General features: G+C 28.8%; 19 protein-coding genes. 5 read left to right on the forward strand and 14 right to left on the reverse strand.

Going from position 1 to position 18,349, the window contains the following annotated elements; all coding sequences use genetic code 11:
* Positions 1-55: 55 nt before the first annotated feature.
* Positions 56-1,594: a YiiX/YebB-like N1pC/P60 family cysteine hydrolase gene (locus tag LL038_RS18725; protein WP_216124654.1), complete on the reverse strand. Its 1,539-nt coding sequence runs from the start codon at positions 1,592-1,594 to the stop codon at positions 56-58.
* Between the two features lie 317 nt (positions 1,595-1,911).
* Between LL038_RS18725 and cls the strand changes: the two genes are divergently transcribed.
* Positions 1,912-3,366, forward strand: a complete 1,455-nt coding sequence (gene cls, locus LL038_RS18730; RefSeq protein WP_216124655.1) for a cardiolipin synthase — start codon at positions 1,912-1,914, stop codon at positions 3,364-3,366.
* Between the two features lie 40 nt (positions 3,367-3,406).
* On the opposite strand, the gene LL038_RS18735 is transcribed toward cls, so the two are convergent.
* Complete coding sequence (locus LL038_RS18735) at positions 3,407-4,759, reverse strand: GAF domain-containing sensor histidine kinase (RefSeq protein ID WP_268055914.1); 1,353 nt, start codon at positions 4,757-4,759, stop codon at positions 3,407-3,409.
* Positions 4,760-4,926: 167 nt separating this feature from the next.
* Between LL038_RS18735 and LL038_RS18740 the strand changes: the two genes are divergently transcribed.
* The 3 genes from LL038_RS18740 to ispF all read left to right on the forward strand — a co-directional run bounded on the left by LL038_RS18740 (position 4,927) and on the right by ispF (position 7,859).
* On the forward strand, positions 4,927-5,499 hold the full coding sequence (locus LL038_RS18740; RefSeq protein ID WP_216124660.1) for an anti-sigma factor domain-containing protein: 573 nt from the start codon (positions 4,927-4,929) through the stop codon (positions 5,497-5,499).
* Positions 5,500-5,557: 58 nt separating this feature from the next.
* Positions 5,558-6,343: a 23S rRNA pseudouridine(2604) synthase RluF gene (rluF, locus tag LL038_RS18745; RefSeq protein WP_216124668.1), complete on the forward strand. Its 786-nt coding sequence runs from the start codon at positions 5,558-5,560 to the stop codon at positions 6,341-6,343.
* Positions 6,344-7,391: 1,048 nt separating this feature from the next.
* Positions 7,392-7,859, forward strand: coding sequence for a 2-C-methyl-D-erythritol 2,4-cyclodiphosphate synthase (ispF, locus tag LL038_RS18750; protein WP_216124674.1), 468 nt, complete (start codon positions 7,392-7,394; stop codon positions 7,857-7,859).
* 120 nt (positions 7,860-7,979) lie between these two features.
* Here the strand turns inward: ispF and LL038_RS18755 are convergent, their stop codons facing one another.
* From LL038_RS18755 to LL038_RS18775, 5 genes are all read right to left on the reverse strand, one after another.
* Entirely contained in the window at positions 7,980-8,186 is a 207-nt protein-coding gene (locus LL038_RS18755) for a hypothetical protein (protein ID WP_216124677.1), read from the reverse strand.
* Between the two features lie 156 nt (positions 8,187-8,342).
* Positions 8,343-9,344, reverse strand: a complete 1,002-nt coding sequence (argF, locus tag LL038_RS18760) for an ornithine carbamoyltransferase (RefSeq protein ID WP_216124719.1) — start codon at positions 9,342-9,344, stop codon at positions 8,343-8,345.
* 604 nt (positions 9,345-9,948) lie between these two features.
* Entirely contained in the window at positions 9,949-11,052 is a 1,104-nt protein-coding gene (locus tag LL038_RS18765) for a C40 family peptidase (protein WP_216124679.1), read from the reverse strand.
* A 201-nt stretch (positions 11,053-11,253) separates the two neighbouring features.
* Positions 11,254-12,096 (reverse strand): 16S rRNA (cytidine(1402)-2'-O)-methyltransferase, encoded by an 843-nt coding sequence (gene rsmI, locus LL038_RS18770; protein ID WP_216124681.1) that lies wholly within the window; start codon positions 12,094-12,096, stop codon positions 11,254-11,256.
* A 29-nt stretch (positions 12,097-12,125) separates the two neighbouring features.
* On the reverse strand, positions 12,126-12,869 hold the full coding sequence (locus LL038_RS18775; RefSeq protein ID WP_216124683.1) for a tRNA1(Val) (adenine(37)-N6)-methyltransferase: 744 nt from the start codon (positions 12,867-12,869) through the stop codon (positions 12,126-12,128).
* A gap of 228 nt (positions 12,870-13,097) precedes the next feature.
* Between LL038_RS18775 and LL038_RS18780 the strand changes: the two genes are divergently transcribed.
* The gene (locus LL038_RS18780) at positions 13,098-13,754 is read left to right on the forward strand and encodes a type II toxin-antitoxin system VapC family toxin (RefSeq protein WP_216124685.1); all 657 of its coding nucleotides are present in this window, start codon (positions 13,098-13,100) and stop codon (positions 13,752-13,754) included.
* Between the two features lie 103 nt (positions 13,755-13,857).
* On the opposite strand, the gene LL038_RS18785 is transcribed toward LL038_RS18780, so the two are convergent.
* The 7 genes from LL038_RS18785 to tmk all read right to left on the reverse strand — a co-directional run bounded on the left by LL038_RS18785 (position 13,858) and on the right by tmk (position 18,339).
* The gene (locus tag LL038_RS18785; protein WP_216124687.1) at positions 13,858-14,502 is read right to left on the reverse strand and encodes a LysM peptidoglycan-binding domain-containing protein; all 645 of its coding nucleotides are present in this window, start codon (positions 14,500-14,502) and stop codon (positions 13,858-13,860) included.
* 210 nt (positions 14,503-14,712) lie between these two features.
* Positions 14,713-14,973 (reverse strand): YkuS family protein, encoded by a 261-nt coding sequence (locus LL038_RS18790; protein WP_216124689.1) that lies wholly within the window; start codon positions 14,971-14,973, stop codon positions 14,713-14,715.
* A gap of 140 nt (positions 14,974-15,113) precedes the next feature.
* Positions 15,114-15,317 (reverse strand): heavy-metal-associated domain-containing protein, encoded by a 204-nt coding sequence (locus tag LL038_RS18795; protein WP_216124690.1) that lies wholly within the window; start codon positions 15,315-15,317, stop codon positions 15,114-15,116.
* An 11-nt stretch (positions 15,318-15,328) separates the two neighbouring features.
* Positions 15,329-16,240: a PSP1 domain-containing protein gene (locus tag LL038_RS18800; RefSeq protein WP_216124692.1), complete on the reverse strand. Its 912-nt coding sequence runs from the start codon at positions 16,238-16,240 to the stop codon at positions 15,329-15,331.
* A 131-nt stretch (positions 16,241-16,371) separates the two neighbouring features.
* Positions 16,372-17,316, reverse strand: coding sequence for a DNA polymerase III subunit delta' (locus LL038_RS18805; protein WP_216124694.1), 945 nt, complete (start codon positions 17,314-17,316; stop codon positions 16,372-16,374).
* A 57-nt stretch (positions 17,317-17,373) separates the two neighbouring features.
* A complete protein-coding gene (locus tag LL038_RS18810; RefSeq protein ID WP_071610971.1) occupies positions 17,374-17,703 on the reverse strand; it encodes a cyclic-di-AMP receptor in 330 nt (109 codons plus the stop codon).
* Between the two features lie 15 nt (positions 17,704-17,718).
* Positions 17,719-18,339 (reverse strand): dTMP kinase, encoded by a 621-nt coding sequence (gene tmk / locus LL038_RS18815; RefSeq protein ID WP_216124696.1) that lies wholly within the window; start codon positions 18,337-18,339, stop codon positions 17,719-17,721.
* Positions 18,340-18,349 lie beyond the last annotated feature (10 nt).

Here is an 18,349-nt window from a genome sequence, read left to right on the forward strand (position 1 = left end):
CAACATCTCTGATGCTCTTTTAATTCACTTCTTATATTATAGACATATATCTTTATTAATAAAACATACCATACAATATAATTTTAAGTTTTGACAATACTGAACTTAATTTTACTATAGGATAACTTGTTTCTGCATCTAAAACAACTCTACTCTTTACCATCTTCCACCTAGATAGCTTCCAAGTTTTCTTTAAATCAGTCGCATTTCTCCTTATAGCCTTTCTTTCCCTTGCATTACCATCATAAAACACTACAAAATCGAATTCAGCATTTTCAGTATTAAATTCTGAATCAAATTTTTCAATAATACTATTAGGTGAAAGCAATAATCTACCAACTTTAGGCTGAAGATCAAATGTAATTCCTTTTTTATCACTTGAGCTTAAATATGCTTTATAAATTAGTTCACTACAAAACAAAGCATTATCTGTCATAATGTCAAAATTGTAATCATATGCCTTTCCTAAAGATTCAAAAGCAGTGAATAATGCCTTTAGTTTATCTTCTTTTGATAGTCTAGGGCGAAGAGCAGAAAAGTAATCTACCTTTGCAATGGCATCTAAAGGACTTATTACAACACCTGGAGCAATAACTTCAATAATATATTCTCTATTATTTATCTCTTTGCTCCATAAACTCTCATATACTTTAGGATATATTACCTTTACATACTCTGACACACATAAGCAATCTCCCAATAACATATCGCCAAAATACTCATCCAATTTTTCCAAACAACCTATATAAATACCAGTATGAGTCCAAAATCCCGGAAGTCCTATGTTCGTTAGCTGGTAATTATTCCTTTTTAAAAGAACATCCCCTGGTACCAATTCCTCTTTAAAAATATTGATATCTTCATTACTAATATATTTTTCTTTTCTACTAGAATAATCAACTCCAGTGATACTTATAGCAACCCATTTTTGGAATGGAAACCAAAAATCAAAAACATTTTTTCCAAAAAAATCGATCATATTGTTTTTAACAATGTTTCTATGGTTCCTTACAAGTTTAATAACATTCAAATAATTATAACTTGCATAATCTAATAATTGTGTTTCACTCTCATCTCTTTCAAATTCATAAACCTTATAGTAATTAACCTTAAAATCAAAATAATGCTTATTTCTATACAAAGATATCATATAAGATATTTCCGTAATTTCTTGTGTAATATAATAATATTGTTTTTTATTAATGTTGTATTCAGCTCTAGGTTCATTTAGCATTGACTCCAAATATTTGTTTTTCTCTATGACCCCTACGAGCAAAACAGAGTTTTTACGTATTGCTATGGTTGATGCATAAATTAATAATACATTTTTATATTTATTATAAGAATCTGAAGTATTCTTAAATAAAAGCTTATTTTTATATTTTTCTCTAATATCATTTAATTCATTATAACACCTTACATAACTAATCCATTTATCTAATATGTTTTGTTTATCTACTAATGACATATTTTGAATATTTGAAATAAATAGGCTTTCATTACTTTGAATCTCATTCATCACATGTTCTAATTCTTTTATAAGTTCTAAGGATTTTTTTATTTCCTCATCAACTGTTCTATGAACTAAGCCCATATCATTATCCTCGATTCCATTTCCAATTTAAAAGCAACATTTTATTTTAAATCTCCTTGCACAAATAAAAAAATGACATATATTATTAATATAACTAAATTTCAATCAAGTACATACCCCGCCCATAAATTGAGTTTGTCAATTAAATATTATTATACCATAGAACTCACTATTCCTTTAATATATAAATTATATAATTGAAATATTTCTATTTTTTTTTACCTTTTTCGAATTTTCAATGTTTCTTTTTACTCATTTATATGTATACTATCACTGTACGACAAATTGTAAGATAAAATGAATTTCTGGAGGCTCATATGTTTACAAGTGAACTATTATTACATTTTTTAAATTTATTATTTATTATTAATATCCTTTTCGCTTTTGCAGTTGTATTTCTTGAGCGAAAAAACCCTGCAAGCACTTGGACTTGGCTTATGGTATTACTATTTTTACCTAGCATAGGGTTTATTCTATACTTATTTCTTGGTCAAAATTTAAAAAAAAAGAAATTATTTTCACTAAAGAAAGAAGAAAAAGAAAATCTAGCATCAATTATAAATAAGCAAAAGGAGTTTTTGAGTAATGATACTCTAATTAAAACTAATCCTTTTTTAAGTAAATATTCTGATGTAATGAAACTCAATTTATGTAGTGATAATTCTTTCTACACTAATAATAATAATGTAACTATATTTACTGATGGTAAATCAAAATTTGACCAACTTAAAAAAAATCTTGAAGATGCAAAAATATTTATTCATATGGAGTATTATATATTTCAAAATGATAATTTAGGAGGAACGATTCTAGAAATTCTATGTAGGAAAGCCAAGGAAGGGGTAGAGGTAAAATTACTCTATGATGGTATGGGATGCCTTAAAGTGCATAAGAAGTTTTTTGCTCCCTTAATAGAAGCTGGTGGAAAAGTTTCATGTTTTTTTCCACCTTTTCTTCCGTATATAAATCTTCGTGTAAATTTTAGAAACCATCGTAAAATATGCACTATTGATGGTAAGTATGGTTATATCGGTGGTTTTAATATTGGCGACGAATATTTAGGACTTTCTAAAAAATTTGGATTTTGGCGAGATACACATTTATTCATACAAGGAGATGCACTTGATGCACTACAATTGCACTTCCTAATGGATTGGAGATTTGCTTCAAAAGAAAATTCTGTTTTTGATGACAAATATTTTCCCCATAGATCTCACCTTGGAAAAACAGGCCTTCAGATAGTTTCAAGTGGTCCTGATTCCACTTGGAATTCTATTAAAAATGGCTATTTAAAAATGATAAGTAAAGCTGAAAAGAACATTTATATAGAAACTCCTTACTTTATTCCAGATGACAGTATACTTGAGGCTTTAAGGATAGCATCCTTGTCCGGGGTAGATGTCCGTATAATTATACCAAGTAAACCAGACCATCCCTTTGTATATTGGGCTTCTACATCTTATATGGGAGATCTCCTCGATTCTGGTGTCAAATGTTATACCTATACCAAAGGCTTTCTTCATAGTAAATTTCTCTCTATTGATGGATCTATAAGCTCTGTAGGTACAGCAAATCTAGATATTCGAAGCTTCACTTTAAACTTCGAAATTAATGCTTTTATTTATGATAAAGAGATCACATCTGACCTAGATCGTTTTTTTATTGATGATTTGAAATCTTGTGATGAACTAACTCTAAAAAAATATACTAACAGAAGTTTTATTGTTAAATTCAAGGAATCTATTTCTCGATTGCTTTCTCCAATACTATAATAATTAACCCCACAAACTTTTAATATTTGTGGGGTATTGTTTAGTTAGTTTTTATTATAGGTATACTAAATGAGAAATCAGTTCCTTTTCCTATTTCACTTTCGACCCATATTTCTCCGCCATGTTCTTCAATAATATACTTACATATAGATAACCCAAGCCCTGTACCTGTAGGTTTATCTGTAAGTGTATCACCTACTTGACTGAATTTTTTAAATATATATTTTTTATCTTCCTCTCTAATACCTACCCCTGTGTCGCTAATACTTACTATTATATTCTCCGCAACTACTCTTGCGCTACATACTATACATCCTTTTTCCGTAAATTTTATAGCATTAGAAATAAGATTGATTATTACTTGCATCAATTTGTCTTTATCCGCCATAATTTCAGGAAGTGTTTCACTTATGCTTTGTATAACCTGGAGAGATTTATCTCTGATAATGGGATTCGTTAATGTTATTACTTGTGTTATAATTTCTTCTATATCAATTTTCCTCATATTTAATAAAACTTTTCCTGCTTCCATCCTTGATATATCTAATAGGTCATTTATAAGACTCGATAATCTTTCCCCTTCTGATAATATTATATTTACATTTCTCTTTATTTTGACTACTGCACTTTGGTTTTTTTCAATTGAAAGATCTAATTCTGGTACTATAGTCCCTTCAAATTTTCGCTTAACCATTTCTGTAAAACCAATTATCGATGTTAACGGAGTTCGAAGTTCATGAGAAACTGTGGACAAGAAATCCGTTTTCGTCTCATCTATATCTTTTAGCTTTTTGAAAAGCTTAGCATTTTCTATTGCTACAGCTACTTGACTAACTATTGAATAAGCATTTCCTCTATAACTTTCATTGTATGCTGCCTTCTTATAATTAACCATTATTACAACTCCATATATTTCATCTTTATAAATTATTGGAATCATTAATAGGCTTCTCATGTGATATAATAATAATTGTAATTTGGCACTATATTTCGCATAATCTACTTTCTTTAAATCCTGAATATAATACATTGTGCCAGACTCTATAACTCTATTAATTAGATTAATAAAATTCTCATCCTGAATGCAGTTACTTGTGTTTAGTTCAACTCCAGCACCATGAATAGCCATAATTTTAAAGTCAGTATCATTTTTCAATATACTTATAGCAGCATCATAAGCTGAATTTTTATATAAATTATTTAATAACTTATTAAATATATCCTTAATATTTGTTGTAGATTTAAATATATCAATATTTGAAATTATTTTCTTATCAAATTCCTTTGATTTTTTATACATTATTATTTTTGTTACTATATACATAATTATAATATTTATTATTATTATGACTCCTATATATAAGTAAAATTTGGTTGATAATATTTTTATCATAATATACCTCTATTTATTATTTGTTATTTATTATAGCCACGGTGTTACAATATTTATGACTTGATTTAATACATAACTACAATGAACGTAACAACTTTCTCTCTTTATGTCAAGCATTATCAAACATTTAATACAACTACTTACTATCTTATGAAAGAGGTGCCTCTATGCAAAAATCAGGTAAAATAATTAATATTGAAAAAAATAAGGTGTATGTTGTTACCAAAAATAATGAGTTTGTAACCCTCAAAAGAAATGTAATTGAGCCTGTACTAGGTGAAATATATGTAGGTGAAAAAGTTAAACCCTTTGCCCTTTGGAAATACATCTTATCACTTATTTGTTCTTTATTAATAGTATTTGTAATAAGGCAATTATATATGAATAATAGATATAATTACTCCGTTATCGTCGACATGAATTGTTCTCTAAAAATGGATGTAAATTCTTCAAATAATGTTACAAATGTTGAAGGCATTAGCTCTGGCGGTTATAAAATAAAACAACTTGTAAATCTCAAAGATACATCACTTAACCAGTCCTTACATTTAATTTTAGATGAATCTATTAAGCAAAAATACTTAACTAAAGCACATGCAGATGACGGTTTTAAAATTTCTATATTTATTACTGGCAATAAAAATAAAGCTCCAATTAACTTAACTGAGTTTGAAAAATATGCAGAAACTCATAATTTTAAAGTTCTAATAAATGATAATGGACAAGCAATAATTAATTAGATAGACATTAAAGATACTTATCTTATATTTACATTATAACTTCTAAGGGCGGTGCGAAATGAAAATCATACATGATGAAAAAAAGAAAAATATTATTAATCACTATGAAACTAGTGATTCAAAAACTAGATTAAATAAATTCATAAGTGAAACAGGTTTTTGTTCTAGGCGTGAAGCAGATAAGCTAATTGATAAAGGTAAAGTCACAGTAAATGGCAAAATGCCTGAAATGGGCACCCAGGTGTGTAAAACTGATGACATTAAAATAAATGGTAACCCACTAAAAAATAAAGAAGATCACATTTATTTAGCTTTCAATAAACCTGTTGGAATAACATGTACTACTGAGCATAAAATTAATGGAAATATCATAGATTTTATAAATTACCCAAAAAGGATCTTTCCAATCGGTCGTCTCGACAAAGCTTCCCAAGGTCTTATCTTTTTAACTAACGATGGTGACATTGTAAATAAAATTTTACGCTCAGGTAATAGTCATGAAAAGGAGTATATCGTCACTGTAGATAAACCAATATCTCCTGATTTCATAAAAAATATGGCAAATGGTATCCCTATACTTAAAACTACTACTAAAAAATGTTTGGTAAAAAAAGAAAGCAAATATGTTTTCAAAATAATTTTAACGCAGGGACTTAACCGTCAAATACGAAGAATGTGTGAGTATTTAGGTTACTCGGTTATGAGACTTGAGAGGCTTAGAATTATGAATGTTTCTATAAATAATTTACCTACCGGTAGATGGAGATTTCTATCTAAAAATGAACTAATTGGTATTAATAATCTAATTTCCGACTCCATAAAAACTGAAAATGCTTCTAAATAAAAATCACCATATGTTTTTGTATTAAATCACCACCTCTAATGTTAAAAAACACTTGAAAAACACACAAATTTGTGTGTTTTTTGCTTTATTTGAAAGTTATCAACATTGTGCACACAGATTTTGTGGATAACTTGTTACTCTTAGTTAATAATAACTATTATATTTAAGTTGTAAATTTGTTTAAAATTATTCTTTTAACTTATAAATAACTACTTGTTTATTCTCCTTAAATTCATGTAAAAACCCTTAACTTTATCTCAAATTGCTACTACACACCGCTCACTGCTCTAATGATCTCAATTGTAATATAGGCTGCTATGTAATCATTTTCATGTTTCATGCCGATAGTGCTTATTTCGCAGCTATAATCCTTTTTAAATTTATATTATACACATTGTATTTTAGTTATAGCCACGTTTTGCCATAAAAATTATAAATACATTTTATCTTATATTTTATATATTATACCAATTTAATTGTGATCTCTTTTATTTATGAGGTTATATTTAATTTACATTATTTTCTTTTATTATGGTAATTATTTTAAATTTATTATTTTTTTAGTTAGACTCACAGATTGTACACATTAAGTTTTACTAATCCACAATCTCTTTTAATATATGTAATTATATGTTAAAATTTACGAACTATTTAATAGTTATGCACATTATCCACAGCCTTTCTGTGTATAACTTGTGAGATTGATGTTAATGATTCGTTATTTGTCGTTATTATGTATATTATGGGATATAACATGTAAATATTTGTTTATTAAATAAAATAATTCAAAATTTAATTATTAAGTTATGCACATTATCCACAGTTTTGTTGATAACATGTTAATAACTTATTATCTATAATATCACTCGCATTTACTACGTCTAAACGGTTAAATCATCTCCTGTGGAGCTGCAATATATCTCCCTAATAAAATTTCTTGATTACCATCTCATGAAATGGTATATTAGGCACATAAGTATATATTAAATTCAAATATATAACACATATTTGAAATCTTTATAAATTAAATTGAAAAGAGGTAATTCGCTTGAGAATAGGAATGGGATATGATGTTCACAAATTAGTTAATGATAGAAAATTAATACTCGGGGGAGTGACTATACCTCATGATACTGGTTTACTTGGTCATTCAGATGCAGATGTTCTAATTCATGCAATTATGGATGCACTCTTAGGTGCTGCTGCACTTGGTGATATTGGAAAACATTTTCCTGACACTGATACTAAATATAAAGGCATATCAAGTATATCTTTACTTAAATATGTTTGTATCCTAATAAAAAACAAAAATTATATAATTGAAAATATTGATGCTACAATAATAGCACAAGAACCTAAAATGGCACCACATATACCCTATATGGTAAAAAATATTGCGACCGCCCTTGATTTACCTATAGATAAGGTTAATATTAAAGCTACTACCGAGGAAGGCCTCGGTTTCACTGGTCACTGCGAGGGAATATCATCTAATGCTATATGTCTTTTAAAATAGCTATTTATAATCTTGTGTTAAATAAAAATAAGGACAATTCTTATGGGAATTGTCCTTATTTTTATTATCTTTCATACCTATATGTGTTAATCCCATTTAATCTATGTTATAAAAATTTAATTAACTAAACAATTTTCTCGTGCAATAATACTTATCTTCTCTCCTTTCTAATTCAAATTCATTTATAGATGTAACTCTATCATGTTGTTCTACATGTAGTACATAACCCTCTTCATTCTTATTTTCAAAAAAAACCTTTGAATAATCCATAACCTCAACTTTTTCCCCACATAGGTCATAAATAAATTTTGGTATATTATTTAGCATAAACATCTACCCCCTTAATATTTATTAACTATAAATAAATATTATAATATACAGATGTTTATGCTAAATTTTTTTTATTATTTATATTTATGTAATACCTAATCTAGAATATATTAGATATTACAGTATGTTACCCTGCACCATTACATTAATAGATTAATCTCCCAGAGTCGCCACCATAATTGCTTTTATAGTATGCATTCTATTCTCCGCTTCATCAAATACTATTGAAGCTGGACTTTCAAATACTTCATCCGTAACCTCTACACCATTCATCCCAAATTTTTCATATATATCCATGCCAACTTTAGTTTTCAAATTATGGAATGCTGGCAAACAATGCATAAATTTAGTATTCTTGTTTCCTGTTAAATCCATCATTTCTTTATTAACTTGATATGGTTTTAACAGATTAATTCTTTGAGCCCAAACCTCATCCGCTTCTCCCATTGAAACCCAAACATCAGTATATATAACATCTGCATCCTTTACTCCTTTTGCTACATCATCAGTAATAGTAATACTTGCTCCTGTCTCTTTTGCTACTTCTCTACATTTACTAACTAGTACTTCCTGCGGAAATAATGAATTTGGTGCAATTATTCTAAAGTCCATTCCCATCTTAGCAGCTCCTATCATAAGAGCATTTGCCATATTATTTCTTCCATCTCCTGCATAAACAAATTTAATTTCATTTAATGGTTTCGAAAAATGTTCTTGCACTGTTAAAAAATCAGCAAGAATTTGAGTAGGATGATCCTCGGTAGTTAATCCATTCCATACTGGCACTCCTGCATATTTTGCTAGTTCCTCAACTACGTCTTGGCCATACCCTCTATATTCAATACCATCATACATTCTGCCTAAAACCCTTGCAGTATCTGCAATGGACTCCTTTTTACCCATTTGACTCCCTGTAGGTCCAAGATATGTAACATGTGCTCCTTGATCAAGTGCTCCAACTTCAAATGAACATCTCGTTCTAGTTGAATCTTTCTCAAATAATAATACTATGTTCTTACCCTTTAATGTTTGCCTTTCTGTGCCTGCATATTTAGCCCTCTTTAAATCTCTAGCTAATTCAAGAAAATAATGAATCTCTTTTGGTGAAAAATCCATAAGTGTTAAAAAATTTCTGTTCCTTAAGTTAAACATAATAATTCTCCTCTCTTATCTTTACAAACTTTTACCAATCACAAATAAATTATTTTTAAGTGACCCACAAAAGTTGTTTATTATTATAATGTACTACTATTGCCAAAGTTTCAATGTATTTTTGTATTTATACTAAATTCTTCCTATGTAAAAGCATAAAACATTATACCCCATCTTATTACAAGATTTTCATTATAGAATATGATTTATTTTAAATGTAATATTGCAAATAGCTATATTTTTAATATTTAGGATAAGTTATCCACAGTTTTCAACATTTAATCAACAGAAGCTGTGGACAATTATATTTATATGCGAAAGCCTTATTTCAGTGCTTATACATATTAAAAGTTATTCTGACATATTTTTATCCACATTGTCTATCAATGCCTGTTCATAATCTGTTAGTTTTTATGTGTAGTAAGTAGTGTCACTTCTTCTTTTTTCATTCAATATTTATCTTTTTCTGCTATTTGCTTTCTATATTATTTCAATGAATTTTTAACCAAATTCAATTTAACATGCTAAGATTCCTTATTTTAAAGCTTTATTAAATTTTATTGACAATAAAAAACAGGCTATTTAAATAGCCTGTCTAAATAAAGCTTTACCTAACTCTTCTCGCAGTAACATAATCTCCTCTTGTCAATTCTGTTATTTTGATTACATCACCAGTACGTGGTGCTTCAATATATGAGTTATTACCTACATACATTCCTACATGGTGTGGATCTGCTGCTGTACCAAAGAAAATTAAATCTCCCGGTTGCAAATCTCCTCTAGCTACATATGAGCCTTCGTTTATTTGTGTATAAGTAGTTCTACTAAGTGAAACACCGAAATGAGCATATACATATTGCATAAATCCAGAGCAATCAAAAAACTGAGGACCACTAGCACCCCAAACGTACGGCGTCCCTAAAAAATTACTTGCATATGCAACTACAGCATTTGAACTAAATGATGATGATCCTCCTCTAGATGCAGTGTAATTAGGAAGATTATCTTTCATTTGTTGTATTTGCTTCATAGTAGCATCTACTGTAGCTTGTCCATCATTAACCTTGCCTGAATACAATTTTTCTTGTTTTGTAGCTTCCAAGATTAATACGCTTTGATCTTTCTTAGTATCTTTAAGCTTTGCGAGTTTTGCTTCATTATCAGCTTTTAACAATAATAGCTTTGTTTTTTCAGTTTCAAGTGCTAGCTTTTGGTCTTCAACCTTACTCTTTTTAGCTGTTAACTCTGCGACAATTTTATTATCATACTCAACAATTTTTTTAACAGTTTCAGCTCTTGAAATAAAATCTCCTATTCCGTCGGAATTTAATAAAACTTCCACATAGCTACCGACGCCATTCATATACATGCTTCGCATTCTCTCATTAAATAAGTCTTGCTCTTTTTTAATATTATCCTGTGCAACTTGTATATCCTTTGTTGTCTTCACTATTTGTTTCTGGGTTTCCCCTACTTTAACATTTGTTTTATCAACTTGTGTATACATCTTTTCTATGTCTGAATCTAATTTTTCAATAGATACTTCTATACTTTGAATGTTACTTTGAGCTTTCTTGTATGCGTTTTTTTGACTTTCTAACTGACTTTTTTGATTACTAAGTTTATCTGATAATGGATTTGCCATTACCTGCATGCTTATTGTAGCTGCAAGGCCAATTGTTACTATCAATGATATTATTCTTTTACGCAACTTAATCCCCCCCCATATGTAATATTATGTATTTTTACAATTTATTGGTTTTTAAATTAATTTTTTTTAAATCAACGATTACATTGTACCATTATTTTATCATAATTTTCAACAAAAGCATAGATTGTACTGTAAATTTTATTTTATTTTCAATTATATGTCTATTATTATACATTTATTTACATATTATATGTCGCATTTTTATAATTTTAAAGAATGTTTATATATTTCAGATTTAGGCAGGTTTCTATCCTTTGCAACTAACTTCATTGCATCTTTTTTATTTATCCCATCATCCATATATTTTTGTATATGCTCTTCTATAGTTAGCGAATCCCATTTAGCCCTTTCATCTTTATCTATAGCTTCCTTACTCTTACCTTCAACTACTAATACATATTCTCCTCTTGGAGAATTCTGTTTATAATATTCTATTGCTTGTTCTAGTGTTAGCCTTATTATCTCTTCATACAGTTTTGTAAGTTCCCTACACATTGATATCTTTCTATTTCCAATATTCTCATATAGGAATTCTAAAGTACTTAAAAGTCTGTGAGGCGCCTCATAAAAAATTAAAGTCTCACTCCTATTTATTAAATCATCAATAATAGGTTTTCTTTCTTTATTCTCCCTAGGTAGGAATCCTCTAAAAATAAATTTTGTAGTGTCAAGGCCAGAATATACAAGTGCAGTAGTTATTGCAGTAGCTCCAGGTAATACCACAAATTCTATATTTTGCTCTATACACTTTGAAACTATAACACTTCCAGGATCTGATATCCCGGGTGTTCCTGCATCACTAATAATAGCTATATTTTTACCTTCTTTTACTTGCCTAATTATATCCTCACTTTTTCCTAACTCATTAAACTTATGATAACTTATAAGTATTTTTTTTATATTAAAATGATTTAAAAGTTTTAAACTTTGCCTTGTGTCTTCTGCTGCTATTATATCCACACTTTGAAGAACTTCTAATGCTCTAAGCGTAATATCCTTTAAATTTCCTATCGGAGTTGGAACTAAATATAATTTTCCTGCCATTCTTATCACCCTTCTCTGTAGTATTTACATTAATTTGTATCTGAATTATACATGTTTTTAATTTCCTGAGTATATCCACCATCTTCTACATGAACATAAAGAGGAGGGTCCCATTTTAAAAACGCCCCCCCATCCCTCTGCCCTTCAATAAGGACAATATTAGGTGCCTTATTTACGCTTGGGTGCACCATTCTTATACGTTTAGGCTCAATTCTATGCTTCCTCATAGTGCACAAGATATCAGCTAATCTATCCGGTCTATGCACCATATACATTCTTCCATTATCCTTTAGAAGAATTCTACCTGCAATAATTACATCTTCTAATGTACAACAAATTTCATGTCTTGCTATAGCATCCTTATCATTTAAACTTATTAATCCGGAGTTTTGAAGTTTATAAGGTGGATTAACTGTAACAATGTCTACCTTATCAATTTTTTTAATAAGCTCTATATCTTTTAAGTCTCCATTTATAAATTTAATTTTATCCTCTAAATTGTTATATTCTATGGATCTATTTGCCATATCAACAAACTCTTCTTGAATTTCCACCCCAATTATATTACTTGCGGTTGTTTTACCTGCTAATATAAAAGGTATTATGCCCGTACCAGTGCATAAATCAACAACTTTAGCATTTTTTCTTACTTTCACAAAATTGGCAAGCAGTACTGCATCCACTCCAAATCGAAAAGCGTGTTTTTTTTGAATAACGTGAATGCCTTTTAGTTGAAGATCATCTAAAGTTTCATCCGTTCTTAAAAACTCCATTATGTATCTCCTTTCTATAAAATTTGCGTTTATTTTATACATCACAACAAAAGAAGTATACCTCACTTTTTATTGCTAAATCAAGAGAATACACACTTTATTATTTTTTTTCATTATAAAATGTATATTTTCATTTAATAAATATGTAATTAATTATTAAACTACTATTAGTAATCATTGTTGAATATACATATTAGTATAGAATAATCGATTTTAATGAGGTTAAAAATGCAATTAATATTATATCCATTTAAAAATATAGTTTTCAATAAAAACTCTGTGTTATTAGATGCATCTTTCTTGATCAGCTTAATTTATGATGACGATATTAAGCATAGTGATTGTTTATCATGCTTAAAACAACTTTCAGAGGGGGGTTCTGTTTTTTACACTACTAGTATTATAACAGCTGAGGTCATGAATAAAGTACTTTATAAATTGTTTATTAGTGACATTCAATGCAAAATAAATAATGTTAGGCCGTATAACTCAATGGATAATATTAGATCTATTACAAATAGCTTCAGCCGCCATGATACAAAAATATTAAAAGAAAAGAAAAAAGACAGACTTATTCATATTCCATATAAAAGGTATTTTGATAATATTTCTAAAAATTCTATGAAAAGAAATTTACTTAATATCTATTACAGTAAATCTGTAGAAATAATCTCAGAATTAGAAAAAATTATAAATATAAAATATCTTAATATTTCTGAAGAATGTATTTCTTTAGTTAAAAAATTTATGTGCGATAGCTTATTGTCAGTAAATGATGCTTTCCACATAGCCACTGCGGAGCACAACAATATAGATTTCTTCCTTACTTTGGATGGTGATTTTATTTTTGCCGAAAGTAGCGAAATGAAAATACTTAAGATTTAATAAATATTAATTTTCAAATCAACTGCTTTAATTAATTGACACCATTATAAAAAAAGAAGTGTAAATTTGATTATCTCAAAATACACTTCTTTCTTTATGCTTGTTATTTAGGAATATAGATATGTGTGCCATCCTTTATTGCATTCTCATCTACAATTTTATTTGTTTCCTTTAACATTCCAATCGCTTTTTTCACACTATAAGAAGGCATATTATTTTTAGCAATTGAAGTTAATGTATCCTGCTTTTTAACAACATATTCAGTAGTATTCCCTTCTGCAACTACTGCTTTTGATGTATCTGATTTCGATGTATCTGCTTTTGATGTATCTGCTTTTATTTCATATGGGATTACTATCTTCTGACCCTCTGAAATTTTATAAGATTCACCCATACTATTTCTATTTCTAATAAATTCTACGATTTTACTTTTATCCTGACTAGGCATATACGTTTTAGCAATACTAAACACTGTATCATTCTTTTTAACAGTGTAAATTCCAACATTGGTTTTATCATTTATATAAGCAACATCCATTTTATTAGTATCTGTCTCTAAAGTATTTTCATTTGTCGTTTTATTGGTACTGCTTACAGAAGTCGAATTATCATTTTGCACTATAGTAGCATCTGCTGCCTTTACCTTGGCAACGTGTTCTCGCCCTCCTACATATCTTACTGCAAGAAATACTACTAAAATTAACACAGCAACGGTAGATATACTAATTATTCCTTTTTTCATTCTCATATTTAAAACCCCTTTACTATTTATTTGTTAATTAACTATATTTATAATGATTGACATAATTTAAAGGTTTCATACATGTTACAACTCTTATTATTATTGATAGTTATAGTATTTTGAAATTTACTCATATATTATAAATGCGATATAATACAAAACTTTAGGCTGCTAACTTTTTAAGTTAACAGCCTTTATATATTACAACTTTGAATTCTATTTTCTACTACTTCTATCTATTTGCTCCCTAACTTCTTCCCCTGTCATACCACTTGCATTAATAATTGGAGTAGATGTTATAGTTTCCTGGGCTCCCATTATCCCTTGATTCTCACCTGTTACAATAACAACATCATACCTATCTAAGAAATGGCCTGCATTCTTTTTACTATTATCAAATTCTTTGACAACATAACCTTCATTACTTAAATACTCTTTAATTGGGTTCAATCCCTCCTGTACTGCTATTTTCTTCATGTTTTACGCCTCCCTTTGAAATTCTTTTCTTAAATTATTATCTCCAATTTTGAAAAGCATATTCAAATGTCATTACTTATATTTTAATTTTAACGATCAAAAAAAAATAAAAAAGCAGAGAAAATTATCTCTCTGCTTTTTTATATAACCGCATAACCAGCCTCTTCAATTGCTTCAATTAAATTGTCAGCTGTTATAAAATAATCATCATATATTATTTCTACTTGTTTGCTTTCGCTATTTATTTGACAAGCGATTACACCTTGATTATTTGATATTGCTAAATTAACATTACTAATATCTTCTGAAGTATTCATATTACAAACTTTTATAACTGACTTCATCTTCCCTCCTCCTAGTTATCTTTAATTAATTCCTTTATTATATATGAATCTTCTCCATTTTTAGCAAGTTCTAATTTAATATCTTCATCATTTACAGCATCTTCGTATCTCCCGGTAACTAATGTTAAATCTTCAATTTTAACCTCGACAATTTCTTCATCACTACCATTAAGTTTCATCTTGATTTTGACCGATTCTTTTACAACACTATTACCAATAACATCTGCTCTCCCATAAGGAGTATCCACTACAGACCCTACTGTAGGTAAAGTTTTTCTTATTTTTTCATAAGTATCCTGCTCATAATTTAAGCAACACATAAGCCTGCCACAAATACCTGAAATTTTTGTAGGATTTAATGATAAATTTTGTTCTTTAGCCATTTTTATTGATACTGGTGCAAATTCACCAAGAAAAGTCGAACAACACATAGGTCTACCACATGGTCCAAGACCACCAACCATTTTTGCTTCATCCCTAACTCCTATTTGTCTAAGTTCTATCCTTGTTCTAAATACTGCAGCTAAATCCTTTACGAGTTCACGAAAATCCACACGTCCATCTGCCGTAAAGTAAAATATAACTTTATTATTATCAAAAGTATACTCTACATCTATAAGTTTCATATCAAGTTCGTGTTTATGTATCTTCTCTAAGCATATTTCATACGCTTCCTTTTCTTTTCTTTTATTATCCAAATCTTTTTCTGCATCTGCATCTGTGGCTTTTCTAATAACACATTTAAGAGGAGATACTATATCATCTTCCTTGATCTCTTTTGTGCCAATAACACATTCTCCAAATTCTATTCCTCTTACCGTTTCTACAATAACTCTATCTTCTTTTTTAATATCTATATCATTTGGACTAAAATAATATATTTTACCAGCTTTTTTAAATCGTACTCCTATTACTGTAACCATGTTAAATCATCTCCTTCGCAGCTGCATATTAACGACTTCAGAAGGAGATTTAACTACCACCGAAGTTTCATTTTTGCTAAGGTAGGTATCTCTCAACTATATAAGTGGTAGACTTTCCTTCTGAGATGTCGTTAAACCTCCTGCATTTTAAGTAACATTACTTCAAACGCTAACGCCGGGTTAACGTTTCTATCTAAGTTCTCTCTAGTATCATTGATTATATTTATAATACCATTTAATTTGTTAAATGAAAATATGTTAGCTAACTCTTTTATAGTTAATAGTTTATCTATATTAATAATTAAATTTTCTTCTTCAACTTCCTTATATATTATAGTATCCCTAATATACGAAAGAAATGCAGTTAATATTTCTTCGAAATTGTCTTTTTGACTTGATAATTTCTTTTCATATTTAATCAGTTCCTCAGTTTTAGCGCTATTTAACTTAAGTAATATTTCCAAGGTAATATCTCTTATATCCTTGAAATTATTATCTTTAATAAATTTTTCAGCCTTTCCTGGTATTCCATCACTAAAAGCTAAAATCACTTTTATTTGATCTATTGATAAATCAGAATAATTTTTACTTAAAAACTCTTTCATCTCATCTATATTCAAGTTCTTTAGCTTATGTATCTGACATCTTGATTTTATTGTATCCAATATGACTTCAAGATTTTCACACAATAAGAGTATAGTCACATTTTTAGGTGGTTCTTCAATTGTTTTTAAAAAAGCATTTTGCGCTTGCACCGTCATTTTGTGAGCGTGATAGATAATGATAACTTTTTTATCTCCTTCAAAAGGTTTTTTATTAATCTCTTCAATCAAGGTTCTTATGGAACTAACACCTATTGTGCTTTTGTTTTTATCAATTTGCCATTCCACCAAATCAACATACTGCCTATCTTCATTTTCACCTAAAATCATAAGCCCTATATTTTTTGCGAGTATACTTTTGCCTATACCATCTTCTCCAACTAAAATATGAGCATGCGATAATTTATCCAATTGTATTGCCTTAGTTATTTGATTTTTTATATTGCTATGTCCTATTATATCCCCAAAACTCATTTTAGTCCTCCATGCATAGAAGCAAGTATAAATTTATATATACTTGCTTCCAATTAGTTATACCTTTATATACTTATCTACATCAACTACAAATACATTTGCTCCACCTACGTCTACTTCAATAGGAAATGGCATATAGACTCCTGTTGATCCAGCTACAGGTGATGGTGATGATATTATTTGTTTTCTTTCTTTACATACTTCCTCAATAATAGCTAAAACTTCATCAACTTTTTCTTTTTCAACACCTATTAACAATGTTGTATTTCCTGATTTTAAAAATCCTCCAGTAGTCGCGAGTTTTGTAACTCTAAAACCCTTATCTGTTATTTCTTCAATTAAATCGTTCGCATCATCATCTTGTACAATTGCAATAACTAATTTCATATAATCCCACCCCTTTTATAATTTTATTATTTTAATTATATTTATTATATCCTTTTGTATTTCTTCTACACTTCTATTACCGTCTAGTACTTCTATTTTATCATATTTTATACAAATATCCATGTAACCTTCAAAAACTTTTTTATGAAACTCATTTCCACTATTTTCTAAGCGATCTAAGTTTCCTTGCTTTTTTTTTCTATTTAACCCTTCCTCGTAAGGAATTGTAATCATAAATGTTAAATCAGGCTTAAGACCATCTAGCGCTACCTCATTAATACTCTTTATTCTCTCCATGCCAAGGCCTCGACCAATGCCTTGATATACCATCGAAGAATAGACAAAACGATCACATATGACTATTTTACCCTTGTCTAACGCTGGCTTTATAACCTCATTTACTAATTGTGCTCTAGAAGCAGCATAAAGTAATGCTTCACACATATAACTCATTTTGCAATTATCATTATCTAATATTATTTCTCTTATTTTTTCACTAATTTCTGTGCCTCCAGGTTCCCTGACTCTTACTACTTCATATCCAGATTCTTGTAAATGTTTTTCTAATAACTCTATCTGTGTAGTTTTTCCTGAACCATCTGGGCCTTCTAGTACTATCATACGCCCTCTTTCCATTCAATCTCCT

This window comes from Clostridium estertheticum (assembly GCF_026650985.1).
GTDB lineage: Bacteria > Bacillota > Clostridia > Clostridiales > Clostridiaceae > Clostridium_AD > Clostridium_AD estertheticum_C.

What these genes read in the sequence shown, in the direction of transcription:
- rluF (WP_216124668.1), top strand. Translation starts at nt 5,558, where the DNA reads ATGAAAATCATACATGATGAAAAAAAGAAAAATATTATTAATCACTAT.
- LL038_RS18725 (WP_216124654.1), bottom strand. Translation starts at nt 1,594, where the DNA reads ATGGGCTTAGTTCATAGAACAGTTGATGAGGAAATAAAAAAATCCTTA.
- LL038_RS18805 (WP_216124694.1), bottom strand. Translation starts at nt 17,316, where the DNA reads ATGAGTTTTGGGGATATAATAGGACATAGCAATATAAAAAATCAAATA.
- LL038_RS18790 (WP_216124689.1), bottom strand. Translation starts at nt 14,973, where the DNA reads ATGAAGAAAATAGCAGTACAGGAGGGATTGAACCCAATTAAAGAGTAT.
- LL038_RS18810 (WP_071610971.1), bottom strand. Translation starts at nt 17,703, where the DNA reads ATGAAATTAGTTATTGCAATTGTACAAGATGATGATGCGAACGATTTA.
- LL038_RS18795 (WP_216124690.1), bottom strand. Translation starts at nt 15,317, where the DNA reads ATGAAGTCAGTTATAAAAGTTTGTAATATGAATACTTCAGAAGATATT.
- LL038_RS18735 (WP_268055914.1), bottom strand. Translation starts at nt 4,759, where the DNA reads ATGATAAAAATATTATCAACCAAATTTTACTTATATATAGGAGTCATA.
- tmk (WP_216124696.1), bottom strand. Translation starts at nt 18,339, where the DNA reads ATGGAAAGAGGGCGTATGATAGTACTAGAAGGCCCAGATGGTTCAGGA.
- LL038_RS18780 (WP_216124685.1), top strand. Translation starts at nt 13,098, where the DNA reads ATGCAATTAATATTATATCCATTTAAAAATATAGTTTTCAATAAAAAC.
- LL038_RS18755 (WP_216124677.1), bottom strand. Translation starts at nt 8,186, where the DNA reads ATGCTAAATAATATACCAAAATTTATTTATGACCTATGTGGGGAAAAA.
- LL038_RS18800 (WP_216124692.1), bottom strand. Translation starts at nt 16,240, where the DNA reads ATGGTTACAGTAATAGGAGTACGATTTAAAAAAGCTGGTAAAATATAT.
- LL038_RS18775 (WP_216124683.1), bottom strand. Translation starts at nt 12,869, where the DNA reads ATGGAGTTTTTAAGAACGGATGAAACTTTAGATGATCTTCAACTAAAA.
- LL038_RS18740 (WP_216124660.1), top strand. Translation starts at nt 4,927, where the DNA reads ATGCAAAAATCAGGTAAAATAATTAATATTGAAAAAAATAAGGTGTAT.
- rsmI (WP_216124681.1), bottom strand. Translation starts at nt 12,096, where the DNA reads ATGGCAGGAAAATTATATTTAGTTCCAACTCCGATAGGAAATTTAAAG.
- cls (WP_216124655.1), top strand. Translation starts at nt 1,912, where the DNA reads ATGTTTACAAGTGAACTATTATTACATTTTTTAAATTTATTATTTATT.
- LL038_RS18785 (WP_216124687.1), bottom strand. Translation starts at nt 14,502, where the DNA reads ATGAGAATGAAAAAAGGAATAATTAGTATATCTACCGTTGCTGTGTTA.